This is a genomic window from Neisseria sp. P0007.S010, from assembly GCF_051962875.1.
Classification (GTDB): Bacteria; Pseudomonadota; Gammaproteobacteria; order Burkholderiales; family Neisseriaceae; genus Neisseria; species Neisseria subflava_A.
In genome coordinates this window covers 213187-229911 of sequence record NZ_JBQCUX010000002.1, presented here as the reverse complement: position 1 = coordinate 229911, position 16725 = coordinate 213187, and the positions used below count along the sequence as shown (strand labels likewise).

Sequence of the window (16725 nt, the reverse complement as noted above, 5' to 3'; positions counted from 1 at the left end):
AAGGAAAAGAACATGCAAAACTACCTGACGCCCAATTTCTCATTCGCTCCCATGATTCCGGAACGTGCGCTCGGCAGCCGGGTTTGGGATACTGAAGGACGAGAATACATTGACCTGTCAGGCGGTATTGCCGTGAACGCGCTGGGGCATTGCCATCCCGATTTGGTCGCAGCCTTGGCCGAACAATCGCAAAAACTCTGGCACATTTCTAATATCTATACCACCCAACCGGCGCAAGAATTGGCCAAAAAATTGGTCGAAAACACCTTTGCCGACAAAGTGTTTTTCTGCAATTCCGGCGCAGAAGCCAATGAAGCCGCGCTAAAACTGGCGCGCAAATACGCTCGCGATCATTTTGGCAAACACAAAACCGAAATCATCTCCTGCCTCAACAGCTTCCACGGCCGCACCCTGTTTACCGTATCCGTCGGCGGCCAGCCCAAATACAGCAAAGACTACGCGCCGCTGCCGTCAGATATTACCCATGTTCCATTTAATGATATTGCCGCATTGGAAGCAGCCGTCAGCGACAAAACCTGCGCCGTGATTATCGAGCCGATTCAAGGTGAAAGCGGCATTCTGCCTGCCACTCAAGAATATCTGCAAGCCGCACGCCGTTTATGCGACAAACATGGTGCTTTGCTGATTTTGGACGAAGTACAAACTGGCATGGGTCATACGGGCAAACTGTTTGCCTACGAGCATTACGGCGTAACACCCGATATTCTCAGCTCCGCCAAAGCCTTGGGCGGCGGCTTCCCGATTGGCGCGATTCTGACCACCGATAAAATCGCCCCAACCTTCGGCCCCGGAACACATGGCTCAACCTTCGGCGGCAATCCGATGGCGTGTGCGGTCGGCAGCCGTGCATTTGACATCATCAATGCGCCCGAAACATTGGCACACGTTAAACAACAAGGCCAAAAACTTCAGACGGCCTTGCGTGAAATAGGCGAAAAGACCGGCGTATTTAAAGAAGTCCGCGGCATGGGCTTGCTGCTCGGCTGCGTGTTGGCAGACGAATACGAAGGCAAGGCTTCGGAAATTACTGCCGCCGCTTTGAAACACGGCCTGATGGTACTGGTTGCCGGTGCCAATGTGGTGCGTTTCGCCCCCAGCCTGCTGCTGAACGATGAAGACATGGCCGAAGGCTTGAAACGTTTTGAAGCAGCCTTGGCCGAATGGTTGGCCTGATTTTTAAAACCAAATAGCCAAATCAGCCGACAGCTTTTGTTCCTAATTGATGCCATATAGTGAAGGACGTCTGAAAGACCGTTTGAGTTTTTTCAGACGGCCTTTTTCAATATTGAAAACAACATCCGCCTACATGCTTTGTCATTTGATGTTTGTTAAAAATCGTACCGCCTCTTCGTGTTACGCTTGGCAAACAATTTGATTTTACGAAGAAAAGGAGCAGGAGATGGTATCGTTGAAAACCCAAATCGCCGGTTTTTCTTTTGACAACTGCCTGATGAATGCGGCAGGTGTGTCATGTATGACTGTTGAGGAATTGGAAGCGGTCAGACAGTCTTCGGCAGGCACTTTCATTACCAAGACCGCAACGCTTACCCCTCGTCAAGGCAACCCCGAGCCGCGTTATCGGGACGTGCCTCTCGGCAGCATCAATTCGATGGGCTTGCCGAATCAAGGCATCGATTACTATCTGGATTACCTGCTTACCCTTCAAGAGTCTCAGCCGGAACGGACATTTTTCCTATCACTGGTCGGCCTGTCGCCCGGCGAAACACATATCCTGTTGGAAAAGGTGCAAAATAGCGGGTTTAACGGTATTACCGAACTCAACCTATCCTGCCCAAACGTCGCCGGCAAACCGCAAATTGCCTACGACTTTGAAACCACCGAGATGATTTTGGATAATGCCTTTACCTACTTCGACAAGCCCTTGGGCATCAAATTGCCGCCGTATTTCGATATTGCCCATTTCGATCAAGCGGCGAAAGTGTTCAACCGCTATCCCCTAAAATTCGTCAACTGTGTCAACTCCATCGGCAACGGCATGTATATCGAAGACGAATCCGTCGTGATCCGCCCGAAAAACGGCTTCGGCGGCATAGGCGGCCAATACATTAAACCGACCGCGCTCGCCAATGTCCACGCGTTCTATCAAAGACTGGATCCATCTATCCAAATTATCGGCACAGGCGGCGTTTACAGCGGCCGGGATGCTTTTGAACACATCTTGTGCGGCGCAAGCATGGTGCAGATCGGCACGGCACTACACCAGCAAGGTGTGGACATTTTTGAACGGGTTTCCCTTGAATTAAAAGCCATCATGGCGCAAAAAGGCTACGAAAAACTGGAAGACTTCAAAGGCAAATTGAAATATTTTTCATAAGGTTTACTCTAAAAAACGCCCAAGGCCGTCTGAAAATTTCAGACGGCCTTGTTGTATAATTGCTCCCCACATTACCCGTCTTCCCCTTCAATGAAACTCAACCCCCAACAGCAAGCCGCAGTCAAATATCTAGGCGGCCCCCTACTCGTGCTTGCCGGCGCTGGCAGCGGTAAAACCGGCGTGATTACGCAAAAAATCAAACATTTGATTGTCAATGTCGGCTATCTGCCGCATACCGTTGCCGCGATTACCTTCACCAATAAAGCCGCCACGGAAATGCAGGAGCGCGTCGCCAAAATGCTGCCCAAATCGCAAACGCGCGGGCTGACGATTTGCACGTTCCACTCTTTGGGCATGAAGATTTTGCGTGAAGAAGCTAATCAAATCGGTTACAAAAAAAACTTTTCCATCCTCGACTCTACCGACAGCGCCAAAATCATCGGCGAGCTCTTGGGCGGTACGGGCAAAGAAGCCATATTCAAAGCGCAGCATCAAATTTCCCTTTGGAAAAACGATTTAAAAACGCCTGAAGATGTCGTTCAGACGGCCGCTAATGTATGGGAACAACAAACAGCGCGCGTCTATGCGAGTTATCAGGAAACCCTGCAAAGCTATCAAGCAGTAGATTTTGACGACTTAATCCGCCTGCCAGCTGTACTCTTGCAGCAAAACAGCGAAGTGCGCAACAAATGGCAGCGGCGGCTGCGTTATCTGTTGATTGACGAATGTCAGGACACCAACACCTGCCAATTTACGCTGATGAAACTCTTGACCGGCGCGGAAGGCATGTTTACCGCTGTCGGCGACGACGACCAGTCGATCTACGCATGGCGCGGCGCGAACATGGAAAACCTGCGTAAAATGCAGGAAGACTATCCGCAAATGAAAATCATCAAGCTGGAGCAAAACTACCGCTCCACCGCGCGGATTCTCAAAATCGCCAACAAAGTCATCGAAAACAACCCCAAACTCTTTACCAAAAAACTTTGGTCGCAGTTCGGCGAAGGCGAAATCGTCAAAGTCGTTGCTTGTCAAAGCGAGCAGCACGAAGCCGACTGGGTTGTCAGCCAAATCGTCAAGCAGAAGCTGGTCGGCGGCGACAAAACCCAATACGCCGATTTCGCCGTGTTATACCGCGGCAACCATCAGGCGCGGATTTTCGAAGAAGCCTTGCGCAGCGCACGCGTTCCCTACCAGCTTTCCGGTGGACAAAGCTTTTTCGACAAAGCTGAAATCAAAGACGTTTTGTCCTACTTGCGCCTGCTTGCCAACCCCAACGACGATCCTGCTTTTCTACGCGCCGTCACCACGCCCAAACGCGGCATCGGCGACGTCACACTAGGCAAGCTCAACACCTACGCGAACGAACACGAATGCAGCCTGTATGAAGCCGCGCAAACCGAAGAAGCGCTTGCCCTGTTGAACAATACCAACCGCCAACACCTGCAAGCCTTCATGGATATGATTGAAAACTACCGCGCCAGAGCCGAAACCAGCGAAGCAGGCGAGCTTATTCATAACCTGCTGAAAGAAATCGACTACGAAAACCACCTATTGGCCAACGAAGAAGGCAAAGCAGGCGAAATCAAATGGCGTAACGTTACCGACCTGACCGGCTGGCTGGAACGCAAAGGCGAGCAGGACGGCAAAAACATCATCGAGCTTGCCCAAACCATCGCCCTGATGACGCTTTTGGAAGGCAAAAGCGAAGAAGAAGTCGATGCCGTCAAACTCTCCACCCTGCACGCTTCCAAAGGTTTGGAATACCCCTACGTTTTCCTTGTCGGTTGCGAAGAAGGTATCTTGCCGCATAATGACAGCATCGAAGAAGACAATGTCGAAGAAGAACGCCGCCTGATGTACGTCGGCATTACCCGCGCCAAACGCCAACTTACACTGACCCACTGCCTCAAACGTAAAAAGCAAGGCACATGGCAATTCCCCGAACCGAGCCGCTTCATAGACGAAATGCCGCAGGAAGACATCAAAATCCTAGGCCGCAAAGGCGGCGAGCCGATTGTGAGCAAGGAAGAAGGAAAAAGTAATTTAGCAGGATTGCTGGATATGCTGGGAAACAAAAGAAAAGGATAAAGCAAGGCCGTCTGAAAGTAAGGTTTCAGACGGCCTTATTGTCAGCAAAATGTCAAAGACAACAATCAAATAATTTTTACTTTATCCCTTTACACCCATCTATTCCCATTCCTCCCGATTCTTCAAAAATAAACAAAAATAATCTAATAATCAGGTACAAAATAAAAAACTAGGCGGCACGATTGCCTTATTCCCCTTCAATTTACAAGCAAAAATTGTCAACACTTGAAGTATAAATTCACAAGCAAAATTGCATTTTTCAGGTATAATAATGGATTCCCCAACTGCATTTTGTGAGCTGAATCCATGTCTGTTGTTCTGCCCTTGCGCGGTGTAACCGCCCTTTCCGATTTCCGTGTTGAAAAACTCTTCCAAAAAGCAGCCGCCCTCGGCCTGCCCGAAGTCAAATTAAGCAGCGAATTTTGGTATTTTGTCGGTAGCGAAAAAACACTTGATGCCGCGACAGTCGAAAAACTGCAAGCCTTACTGGCAGCGCAAAGCGTTGAACAAACGCCCAAAGCGCGCGAGGGCTTGCATTTATTTTTGGTAACGCCCCGTTTAGGCACCATTTCGCCTTGGGCTTCCAAAGCAACCAATATCGCCGAAAACTGCGGCTTAGAAGGCATTGAGCGTATTGAACGCGGCATAGCCGTATGGTTGGAAGGTGCGCTTACCGACGGGCAAAAACAACAATGGGCAGCCCTGTTGCACGACCGCATGACCGAAAGCGTGTTGACCGACATCGATGCAGCGGCGCAACTGTTCCACCACATCCAATCGGAAACCTTCTCCAGCGTAGATGTATTGGGCGGCGGTAAAGAGGCATTGGTCAAAGCCAATACCGAAATGGGTTTGGCGCTTTCAGCCGACGAAATCGATTATCTGGTTGAAAACTATCAGGCTTTAAACCGCAATCCGTCCGATGTTGAATTGATGATGTTCGCTCAGGCAAACAGCGAACACTGCCGCCACAAAATCTTCAACGCCGACTTCATCCTCAACGGCGAAAAACAACCGAAATCCCTTTTCGGCATGATTCGCGATACACACAACGCACATCCCGAAGGCACAGTCGTTGCCTATAAAGACAATTCGTCCGTAATCAAAGGCGCAAAAGTCGAGCGTTTCTATCCGAATGCGGCGGAAAACCAAGGCTACCGTTTCCACGAAGAAGACACCCATATCATCATGAAAGTGGAAACGCACAACCATCCGACCGCCATCGCGCCGTTTGCAGGCGCGGCAACGGGTGCGGGCGGCGAAATCCGCGACGAAGGCGCAACGGGCAAAGGCTCACGTCCGAAAGCGGGCTTGACCGGTTTTACCGTCTCCAACCTGAATATCCCTGGCTTGGAGCAGCCTTGGGAACAAGCCTATGGCAAACCCGGCCATATTGCTTCCCCTTTAGACATCATGATTGAAGGCCCGATCGGCGGCGCAGCGTTCAACAACGAATTCGGCCGTCCGAACCTCTTGGGCTACTTCCGCACTTTTGAAGAGAAGTTCGACGGTCAGGTTCGCGGCTATCACAAACCAATTATGATTGCAGGCGGTTTGGGTAGCATTCAGGCACAACAAACACACAAAGACGAAATCCCCGAAGGCGCATTGCTGATCCAACTGGGCGGCCCGGGTATGCTTATCGGTTTAGGCGGTGGCGCGGCTTCTTCCATGAATACCGGTACAAATGACGCGTCTTTGGACTTCAACTCCGTACAACGCGGCAACCCTGAAATCGAACGACGCGCGCAAGAAGTCATCGACCGTTGCTGGCAGCTCGGCGACCAAAACCCGATTATCTCCATCCACGACGTCGGCGCAGGCGGCTTGTCCAACGCCTTCCCCGAATTGGTTAATGATGCCGGACGCGGCGCGGTATTCAAGTTGCGCGAAGTGCCTCTGGAAGAACACGGCCTCAATCCATTGCAGATTTGGTGTAACGAATCACAAGAGCGTTATGTGTTGTCGATTTTGGAAAAAGATTTGGAGACCTTCCGCGCCATCTGCGAACGCGAACGCTGCCCGTTTGCCGTAGTCGGCACGGCGACCGACGACGGCCATTTGAAAGTACGCGACGACTTGTTCTCCAACAATCCCGTCGATTTGCCGCTGAACGTCTTGCTCGGCAAACCGCCCAAAACCACGCGTACCGACAAAACGGTTACGCCGTCTGAAAAACCGTTTAACGCGGGCAATATCGATATTACCGAAGCCGCCTACCGCGTTTTGCGTCTGCCTACAGTAGCCGCCAAAAACTTCCTGATTACCATCGGCGACCGCAGCGTCGGCGGCATGACCCACCGCGACCAAATGGTCGGCAAATACCAAACCCCCGTAGCCGACTGCGCCGTTACCATGATGGGCTTCAACACCTATCGCGGCGAAGCGATGTCTATGGGCGAAAAACCGACCGTCGCCCTGTTTGACGCGCCTGCTTCGGGCAGAATGTGCGTCGGCGAAGCCATTACCAACATCGCGGCGGTCAACATCGGCGACATCGGCAACATCAAACTTTCCGCCAACTGGATGGCGGCGTGTGGCAACGAGGGCGAAGACGAAAAACTCTACCGCACCGTCGAAGCGGTTTCCAAAGCCTGTCAGGCATTGGATTTGAGCATTCCCGTGGGTAAAGACAGCCTGTCGATGAAAACCGTTTGGCAGGATGGCGAACAAAAATCCGTCGTTTCACCTTTAAGCCTGATTATTTCTGCGTTTGCGCCAGTGGAAGACGTACGCAAAACCGTTACGCCCGAGTTGAAAAACGTCGAAGACAGCGTATTACTGCTGGTTGACTTGGGCAACGGCAAAGCGCGCATGGGCGGCTCTGCATTCGGTCAGGTTTACAACAACATGACAGGCGATGCACCTGATTTGGACGATACAGGCCGTCTGAAAGCCTTTTACAGCGTGATTCAACAGCTTGTTGCCGAAGACAAACTCTTGGCATACCATGACCGCAGCGATGGCGGCTTGTTTGCCACTTTGGTAGAAATGGCGTTTGCCAGCCGTTTAGGTTTAGATATTGATTTGACTAGTATATTTGAGACTACTTTATCAGAAGTCTGTATAGATGAACGTTGGCCTGGCTACTCACTCCCAAACTCTAATTTGGAAAAAAATATTATCAATAGAGTATTATTTAATGAAGAATTAGGTGCTGTTTTACAAATTAAGAAATCCGATTATCAAGATGTTGAAAGGTTGCTGAATCAATCAGGTTTATTAAAAAGCCCATTTAACATAATACGAGAGGATTTTTTAAGGAAACAATCTGTCCATATTATTGGAACAATTAATAATTCTGACAAAATAAATTTATATAGGGATGTTAATCTGCACCCTCATAAAGCTGACAAAAATTATGAAAAAATAGAAACTTTCAGTTTGATTGACCTGCAACGGGCATGGCAAGAAACCAGCCACGCCATCCAAAAACTGCGCGACAATCCTGCCTGCGCCGACAGCGAGTTCGCCCTGATTGGCGACAACGAACGCAGCGCATTGTTTGCCGACGTGAAGTTTGACGTGAATGAAGACATCGCCGCGCCATTCATCAACAGCGGCGCGAAACCCAAAATCGCCATCCTGCGCGAACAGGGTGTAAACGGACAAATCGAAATGGCCGCCGCGTTTACCCGAGCCGGTTTCGATGCCTACGACGTGCATATGTCCGACCTGATGGCAGGCCGCGTCCACCTTGCCGACTTCAAAATGCTGGCGGCGTGCGGCGGCTTCAGCTACGGCGACGTACTCGGTGCAGGCGAAGGCTGGGCGAAATCGATTCTGTTCCACCCTGCTCTGCGCGACCAATTTGCCGCCTTTTTTGCCGATCCGAACACGCTGACATTGGGCGTGTGCAACGGCTGTCAAATGGTCAGCAACCTTGCCGAAATCATCCCCGGCACGGCAGGCTGGCCGAAGTTCAAACGCAACCTGAGCGAACAGTTCGAAGCGCGCCTGAGCATGGTTCACGTCCCCAAATCAGCCTCCCTGATTCTGAACGAAATGCAAGGCTCCAGCCTGCCCGTCGTCGTCAGCCACGGCGAAGGCCGCGCCGACTTCGCGCTTCACGGCGGCAACATTTCTGCCGATTTGGGTATTGCGTTGCAATATGTAGACGGTCAAAACCAAGTGACCCAAACTTATCCGCTCAACCCTAACGGCTCGCCGCAAGGTATTGCCGGCGTGACCAACACCGACGGCCGCGTGACCATCATGATGCCGCATCCGGAACGCGTATACCGTGCCGTGCAAATGAGCTGGAAACCGGAAGACTGGACGGAACTGTCCGGCTGGTACCGCCTCTTCGCCGGAGCGAGGAAGGCGTTGGGTTAACCGACAGGCTGATTTGATTAGGCTTTAAAGAGAAAGGTCGTCTGAAAACGATTTAGCGGATTCTGCTATATCTATTTTCAGACGACCTTTATATGTTCTTTTGCGCATAATACCGAACCAACCGCCGTCATTCCCGCGCAGGCGGAAATCCAGCCCCCTGCATTTCAGAAATACTCAAAGACTACTGTAAATTCAAGCTTCTGGATTCCCACCTACGCGGGAATGACGGTCATAGGAAAATCAATGCATTACCCCAAATAATTAAATTAGAAAACTTAACTTTGGTAGGAAGACTTAAATGGCAAAAACAAAATATTCCGCACGGATCAATGGAGAACATATTGATGGGACAATAGAAATTATAAAAAGAATCGTCTTACATCTGCATGATATGGGCAAAACACAATTTAAGGTAAAAGATGTAGATGAACAGATTGAAGAACTAAAAAACCAATGGCAGATTACTCCTGACTATAATGATGATACACGTGCTTCTTTGTATGTACTTAGTGTTAATTCAAACTCAAGGAAGCATTATCACGAATCAATGCACCAAGACTTTTTATGGTGGAAAAAAGGAGGAATATTTGAATTATACAAACCAACAAATTTTCAAATAAACTCAACCCAATCTTTGGAACAAGATCTCGGTAAACTCAAAGAACAATTAGCATCTGAAATTGAACCAGAAAAACGAACCGAAATCGAAACCTTAATAAAAGCCCGTCAAGGGCAAGGCAGATTCCGGCAAAAACTACTCGAACTGTATTCGAGCTGCCCACTGACAGATCTAGATGTTCGGTCTTTACTTATTGCCAGCCATATCAAACCTTGGAGCAAGTGCAATAATGAAGAGAGGTTAGATCCCTTCAATGGTCTGATGCTCGCCCCCAATATCGACGCATTATTCGATAGTGGACTGATTACGTTTGATGCCGACGGTACGATAAAAATCAGTCCGAAAATCGATCTGGAAAATCAAAAGCGGCTTGGGATTTCTCCCGATATGAAATTAAAAATCGAACCTGAAAGCCAAAAATATTTCGAGTATCACCGCAACCACGTTTTCCAAAGAGAAGAATAGATAGTGTTGAACAGTCCGTTTATTTAAGGTTGTCTGAAAATAATTTAGCGAACCCCGCTCTATCTGTTTTCAGACGACCTTTTTGCATCCTTTTGCGTATAAAGACCAAACCCGTCGCCGTCATTCTGTATAATTCCCACTTTTAAACTATAATCGACATATTCAGACGGCCTTTCCCGACATTATGACTCGACAAGCCTTTATCCTCAGCGATTGCGAATTTTCCGAATGCGGTGAAAAGCCTTACGCCCTGTTGACCGCGAATCCGACGAAGGAACACCACTTCATCGCCCAAACCGAGCAGCGGCAACATTCGCATAATCCGCAGGTCAGCCCGCAAAATCAAAACGTTTATCGCTTACCGCTGTCTATGTTCCATACTGGCGAAAAAGCCCGTGGCAAAGAACAAAACCGCAGCGAAGCGATAAGCGTCAACATCATCGGCAACTTGGCGGCGAAAAACCTCTATACGCTGACCTTTGTCGAAGACTCCGCCAACCAATACAATCTGGAAAGCTGGTTCAACCGTCATGAAAGCGGCTACGAAGAGGCCTGCAATCATCTGCGCACCTTACCTGCAGGCCGTCTGAAAACAACTACGGCAAATGCCGATACCGTCAAAGTACCGGATGCCTTGTGGCGGATATTGCGGCTGAAGTTCCTCGGCATTCTGCGCAATCCGCACAACCATAAAAACCTGTTTGCCCACCGCCTGCACCAAACACTGCGGGCGCGGCTGCCGGAAGTCGGTTTTGAATTTGTCCGCTTGATCAGCAAACGCGACCCCAAGCGCATCGAAGCCATTATGCAGGACTACCGTTTCACTTTTCTCGGCTATGTCGATTGGCTGGGCGGACTTTACGGTATGTTGAGCGAAGGCGTGGCGCAGCCGTCGTTGTTTGAACGGCTGTTTTGCAACATCTTTGCCGAACCCGAAGCCGTGAAAATCGAATTGTTCCGCTATCCGGAAAACACGGGGCTGTGCCTGTTTGGCGACAGCAGTTTCTGCCTGCAAGCCTCGGCCAAGCTATTCAGCGTCGGCGTTAATATCTCGCACGATATGTTTGCCGTCGTCCATCTGCAAACCGACCGTTGGCACGCGTTTAAGAATACCTTTCATCACGACGCGCCCAAACTGCAAGGCCAAGTGCGGATTATCGACGGCGACCAAACCCAAAGATTGCTGTTCAACCGACTGTGCATCTATCAAGCCCATGAAGCTGTGTTCGGCCAAAGCCCGAATATCAAAGATTATTTAGAGGCCGTCTGAAACCCCAAACCAGAAGAAAGCATATGAAAATCACGCCAATCCAAGCCCTAAACGACAACTACATCTGGATGATTCAAGAAGGCAACCATGCCGCCTGCGTCGATCCGTCCGATGCCACGCCCGTTTTGAAATTCCTCGTCCACAACCGCCTGATGCTGGCGCAAACATGGATTACCCATCCGCACCCCGACCATACCGGCGGCGCAAAAAGCCTGTTCCACGGCTTTTTGGAATCCCCAATCTATGGCGAAAGCGACATCGACGTAGCAACGCATACCGTCACCGCAGGTACGCAGTTCCCGTTTGGCGAAGGCTTGGTTACCGTTTGGGCAACCCCCGGCCATACCGACCGCCACATCAGCTATCTGCTGGAAAACTCAGACGGCCTGCACGTTTTCTGCGGTGATACCTTGTTCTCCGCTGGTTGCGGCCGCGTATTTACCGGCACAATCGAGCAGCTTTACGACAGCTTCCACCGATTCAACCAGCTGCCCGAAGAAACGCTGTTTTATCCGGCGCACGAATATACAGCCTCCAATCTGCGCTTCGCCCTGCATATCGAGCCGGACAACGCCGACATTCAGACGGCCTTGACCGCAGCCAAACACACGCCGACATTACCTGTCAGCCTGGCGCACGAACGCAAAGTCAACCCGTTTTTCCGCATACACCTGCCCAAAGTTCAGGTACGCGCCGAAGAATTGAGCGGACGAAAATTAAACAGCGAACTCGAAGTCTTCGCTGCTTTGCGTGAATTGAAAAATCAATTTTAATTGGGCTTAGTCCCTAAAAAATAAAGGCCGTCTGAACAATATCTGTTCAGACGGCCTTTATTTTTTAGGGATTATTCCCATTCAATCGTGGCAGGCGGTTTGCCGCTTACATCGTAAACCACGCGGTTGATGCCTTTGACTTCGTTGATGATGCGGTTGGACACACGGCCAAGCAGCGAGTAAGGCAACTCAGCCCAGTGCGCAGTCATAAAGTCGCTGGTAATCACGGCACGCAAGGCAACGACGTAATCGTAAGTACGGCCGTCGCCCATTACGCCGACGGATTTCACAGGCAGGAATACGGCAAAGGCTTGGCTGGTCAGGTCATACCAAGATGTGCCGTTTTCATCGGTAGTATTGCGCAATTCTTGAATGAAAATATCGTCTGCCTGACGGAGCAAGTCGGCGTATTCTTTTTTCACTTCGCCCAAGATACGCACACCCAAACCCGGGCCCGGGAACGGATGACGGTATACCATTTCGCGCGGCAGACCCAAAGCAACGCCCAATTCGCGCACTTCGTCCTTGAACAAGTCGCGCAATGGTTCAAGCAATTTGAGCTTCATGTTTTCAGGCAGGCCGCCGACGTTGTGGTGTGATTTGATGGCGTGGGCTTTTTTGGTTTTCGCGCCTGCGGATTCAATTACGTCAGGGTAAATCGTACCTTGCGCCAACCATTTGGCGTTGGTGAGTTTTTTCTCTTCAGCGTCAAATACTTCGATAAATTCCGCACCGATGATTTTGCGTTTTTTCTCCGGATCGGTCACGCCGGCCAGTTTCGCCAAAAACTGCTCTTCGGCATCAACGTGAATCACGCGTACGCCCAAGTTGCGGGCAAACATATCCATCACCATTTTGCCTTCGTTCAAACGCAACAGACCATGGTCAACAAACACGCAGGTCAGTTGGTCGCCGATGGCGCGGTGAATCAGCGCGGCCGCTACGGAAGAGTCCACACCGCCGGACAAACCCAAAATCACTTCGTCGCTGCCGACTTGTTCGCGGATTTTGGCAACGGCTTCTTCGATGTAGTTCGGCATGGTCCAGCTTGGTTGTGCGCCGCAAATATCCAAGACAAAGCGGTTCAACAACGCACGGCCTTGTTTGGTGTGGGTCACTTCAGGGTGGAATTGGATGCCGTAGAATTGTTTCTCAGCGTTTTCCATCATGGCAATCGGGCAAGACGGGGTATCGCCGATGACAGAGAAGCCGGTAGGCAGTTTGGAAACTTTATCGCCATGGCTCATCCATACGTCGAGCGTGTTTGGCGCATCGTCTTGAATGCCGCGTGTCAGCTCGCTGTCGATGGTTTTGACTTGCGCATAACCGAATTCGCGTTGGTTGCCCGGGGTAACTTCGCCGCCCAAGTGGTGCGCCATAAATTGCATGCCGTAACAGATGCCCAAAACCGGAATGCCCAAATCAAAAATACCGGTATCGGCTTGATAATCGGATTCGTATACAGAATTAGGGCCGCCGGAGAGGATGATGCCTTTCGGGTTGAAGGCTTTGATTTCTTCCAAAGGCATATCGAAAGAATGCAGTTCGCAGTAAACGTGGGCTTCGCGCACGCGGCGGGCGATCAGCTGGGTAACTTGCGAGCCGAAGTCGAGAATAAGGATTTTGTCTTGGGTCATGGCGAAAACTTTGCAAAATGTAAGAAAACGGTGCGGCCGAGAGGGTAAATTTCAAATTTAAACCACAATAAAAAAGGCCGTCTTAAACGGCGGATTATACCATTGTTCAGACGGCCTTTATAGGGCAAAACCCAAATCTCTCATCTTTCTATTTTGTGTGTTTCTCAGGAACCATATCGCTGCGTGAGAGCAACAGCAGACAACCCAACACGACCATGCCGATGGCCAATAACGGCGAGAGGTAAATCCAGTAGCTCATGTGCAGATAAATGGCTGTACCGATATAAACCAGCATCGGGCCGGAAACAATGGACTGTTTGTTGATGCCGTCCATAATCAACACGGCAAAGCCCAAAATAATTAATGCACCGGCAATCATTGTCGATGTCGCAGGCAAAATATCCGTAGCGCGTAAAAACCAAATCGCACCAAAGATAATCAAAAACAAAGGCAGAAAAAGTGAGGGGCGGGACATAACAACGCTCCGTAAAGGTTTCAGACGGCCTGTATTATTGGGTGCGTCAGCCATGCAGGCAAGATATAAAAATGCAATCTTGTGTGTAATTATGCAAAGGTTGGCACAACAAAAAAGCCGTCTGAACAGCGGCAAACCGAAATCGAATATTTCAATTTATCCTGTTACAGACGGCCTTTCAAATCATCAGGCTTTGCCGGTACTGCCGAATCCGCCTTCACCGCGCTCGCTGGCGGCAAACTCGTCCACAACCTTAAACGCGGCTTGGACAACTGGCACAATCACCATTTGTGCGATACGCTCCATCGGCTCGATGGTAAACGCTTCTTTACCACGGTTCCACAAAGAAACCTTCAATTCACCTTGATAATCCGAGTCAATCAAACCGACCAAATTGCCCAAAACAATACCGTGCTTATGACCCAAGCCGGAACGCGGCAACAAAACGGCTGCATACGCAGGGTTGGCCAAATGCACCGCCAAACCGGTCGGCACGAGATACACATCGCCCGGCTGCAATACAACGGCTTCATCCAGGCAGGCACGCAAGTCCAAACCGGCAGAACCGGGCGTTGCATAAGCAGGCAGGGAATCGGCCATTTTCGGATTTAAGATTTTCAGTTCGACTTCGGTTTGCATGACAGGACTCCGTATTGTTCTATATTGGAAAGGGCTACGATTATACACAAATGCCCTTGAGGCCGTCTGAAAAAACGGAGTATGATTCAGTCAGACCTAAGGAGAAAAATCATGGATCTGCACAATATCCGCGAAGATTACAGCAAACGCGAGCTGTCGGAAGCCGAATGCCACGCCGACCCGATTGTCCAATTCGAGCAATGGCTGAACGAAGCGATTCACGCCGAAGTCAACGAACCGACTGCGGTCAACGTTGCCGCCGTAGGCGAAGACGGCAGGCCCAACAGCCGCATGGTACTGCTGAAAGAGGTCAACCCCAAAGGCTTTGTTTTCTTTACCAATTACCATAGCCGCAAAGGCCGCTCCTATACGGCACACCCTTTTGCCGCTATGACTTTTTTCTGGCCGGAACTCGAACGCCAAGTGCGCGTTGAAGGACGCATTGAAAAACTTGATGCTGCCGCTTCGGACGAATATTTTGAGAGCCGCCCATATACCAGCCGTATCGGCGCATGGGCAAGTGCGCAAAGCGAAGTGATTTCCAGCAAAGCCGTATTGGTGGCCAAAGCCGCGGCCGTCGGTGTCAAACATCCCCTGCATGTTCCCCGCCCTCCGCATTGGGGCGGATACCTCGTTATTCCCGACCGCATCGAATTCTGGCAAGGCCGCCCCAGCCGCCTGCACGACCGCATCCAATACCGCCTGGTTGACGGCAACTGGATACGCGAACGCCTTTCGCCATAATTTTCGGATTTTCAAACAAAAATTTACTGGTTGAGTTACAATACAGCCTTTCATCGGCAGGCCGTCTGAATTTGATTTTCAGACGGCCTTTTCCCCCAATCCAACCCCTGCCGCAAATGCCGCAGAAGAACCGCTTTTTCAAGCGAGTTAGGAAAAATCATGTCCAAACAGCCTTCCAGCAAACGCCAATGGCGCGACGGCGTATCATCTACCGCCAAAAAACCTTCCAAACCGGCCAAATCCTTTGCCAATAAAAAACGTCCCGACGACGAGCGAAAAACATCAGGCAAACCTTACGGCCAAAAAGTTTCAGACGGCCCCAAAGCTCAAAATACCGCACCTAAACAACGTGCTGCCAAAGCCAAAAAACTGGTGGTCCGCAACCCAAACCAAAAAATCATGGAGCACGCCCGCGATTTGAAAGAACGCCGCAGCGACCTTTCACGCTTTGAACCCGAGCGCCTGCAAAAAGTCCTGGCCGCTTCCGGCGTCGGTTCACGTCGCGAAATGGAAGAATGGATCAGCAACGGCTGGGTAACGGTCAACGGACGCGTAGCCCAACTGGGTGAAAAAGTCACGCCCGACGATCATGTTACCGTCAAAGGCAGCATCATCAAACTCAAATGGGCAGACCGCCTGCCACGCATCATCCTCTACTACAAACAAGAAGGCGAAATCGTTTCCCGCGACGACCCGCAAGGCCGCGTCAGTATTTTCGACCGCCTGCCGCAAGCAGCCAGCAGCCGCTGGGTGGCCATCGGCCGTTTGGACATCAATACCAGCGGCCTCTTGATCCTGACCACTTCAGGTGAACTGGTTCAACGCTTTGCCCACCCCAGCTTTGAAGTCGAACGCGAATACGCCGTACGCGTATTGGGCGAGTTGACCACCGAACAAATGCGCGTCCTAACCGAAGAAGGCGTGATGCTCGAAGACGGTCTAGCAAAAGTAGAACGTATCTACGAACAAGGCGGCGAAGGCGCAAATAAATGGTACAACGTCGTCATCAAAGAAGGCCGCAACCGCGAAGTACGCCGCATTTTTGAAAGCCAAGGCCTGACCGTCAGCCGCCTCGTCCGCGTAGGCTTCGGCCCTATCGGCCTGCCAAACCGCCTCAAACGCGGCCAGTTCTACGAACTCAATCCGGCAGAAGTCGCCAACATCATCAAATGGGCAGATATGCTACTGCCTGGCGAACGTCGCCGGAAGAAAAGTTAATGTAAGATAAATCGGGGCTGAGACTTTTGCAAAATCGTCTCAGCCTTATAACATCTTGCTTTAGTCATAAAAATCAAGAGAATTAAAACATTTATATACTCAA

At 50.5% G+C, this 16725-nt stretch carries 12 protein-coding genes; 9 read left to right on the top strand and 3 right to left on the bottom strand.

The features are described from left to right. Positions 1-12: 12 nt before the first annotated feature. From ACTHR7_RS02560 to gloB, 7 genes are all read left to right on the top strand, one after another. Entirely contained in the window at positions 13-1194 is a 1182-nt protein-coding gene (locus ACTHR7_RS02560) for an aspartate aminotransferase family protein (RefSeq protein ID WP_440370266.1), read from the top strand. Between the two features lie 226 nt (positions 1195-1420). Then, positions 1421-2356, top strand: a complete 936-nt coding sequence (locus ACTHR7_RS02555; protein WP_004520335.1) for a dihydroorotate oxidase — start codon at positions 1421-1423, stop codon at positions 2354-2356. 90 nt (positions 2357-2446) lie between these two features. Beyond that, entirely contained in the window at positions 2447-4447 is a 2001-nt protein-coding gene (gene rep / locus ACTHR7_RS02550) for a DNA helicase Rep (RefSeq protein WP_440370265.1), read from the top strand. Positions 4448-4753: 306 nt separating this feature from the next. After that, the gene (gene purL, locus ACTHR7_RS02545; RefSeq protein ID WP_440370264.1) at positions 4754-8782 is read left to right on the top strand and encodes a phosphoribosylformylglycinamidine synthase; all 4029 of its coding nucleotides are present in this window, start codon (positions 4754-4756) and stop codon (positions 8780-8782) included. 298 nt (positions 8783-9080) lie between these two features. Next, positions 9081-9866, top strand: a complete 786-nt coding sequence (locus ACTHR7_RS02540) for an HNH endonuclease (RefSeq protein WP_083297181.1) — start codon at positions 9081-9083, stop codon at positions 9864-9866. Positions 9867-10050: 184 nt separating this feature from the next. After that, positions 10051-11136: a hypothetical protein gene (locus ACTHR7_RS02535; RefSeq protein ID WP_440370263.1), complete on the top strand. Its 1086-nt coding sequence runs from the start codon at positions 10051-10053 to the stop codon at positions 11134-11136. Positions 11137-11159: 23 nt separating this feature from the next. After that, a complete protein-coding gene (gene gloB, locus ACTHR7_RS02530) occupies positions 11160-11909 on the top strand; it encodes a hydroxyacylglutathione hydrolase (protein ID WP_070583951.1) in 750 nt (249 codons plus the stop codon). Between the two features lie 71 nt (positions 11910-11980). On the opposite strand, the gene guaA is transcribed toward gloB, so the two are convergent. The 3 genes from guaA to dut form a co-directional block, all read right to left on the bottom strand. After that, a complete protein-coding gene (gene guaA, locus ACTHR7_RS02525) occupies positions 11981-13546 on the bottom strand; it encodes a glutamine-hydrolyzing GMP synthase (protein ID WP_070461856.1) in 1566 nt (521 codons plus the stop codon). Positions 13547-13694: 148 nt separating this feature from the next. After that, a complete protein-coding gene (locus ACTHR7_RS02520) occupies positions 13695-14021 on the bottom strand; it encodes a hypothetical protein (protein ID WP_063067841.1) in 327 nt (108 codons plus the stop codon). A gap of 186 nt (positions 14022-14207) precedes the next feature. Continuing rightward, positions 14208-14660: a dUTP diphosphatase gene (gene dut, locus ACTHR7_RS02515; RefSeq protein WP_003680707.1), complete on the bottom strand. Its 453-nt coding sequence runs from the start codon at positions 14658-14660 to the stop codon at positions 14208-14210. Positions 14661-14771: 111 nt separating this feature from the next. Here dut and pdxH point away from each other — a divergent pair, with 111 nt between their 5' ends. Then, positions 14772-15404 carry a pyridoxamine 5'-phosphate oxidase gene (pdxH, locus tag ACTHR7_RS02510; RefSeq protein ID WP_003686383.1) on the top strand — a complete coding sequence of 211 codons (633 nt, stop codon included), beginning with the start codon at positions 14772-14774 and terminating at the stop codon, positions 15402-15404. 159 nt (positions 15405-15563) lie between these two features. After that, the gene (locus ACTHR7_RS02505) at positions 15564-16622 is read left to right on the top strand and encodes a pseudouridine synthase (protein WP_003686367.1); all 1059 of its coding nucleotides are present in this window, start codon (positions 15564-15566) and stop codon (positions 16620-16622) included. Positions 16623-16725: the final 103 nt, after the last annotated feature.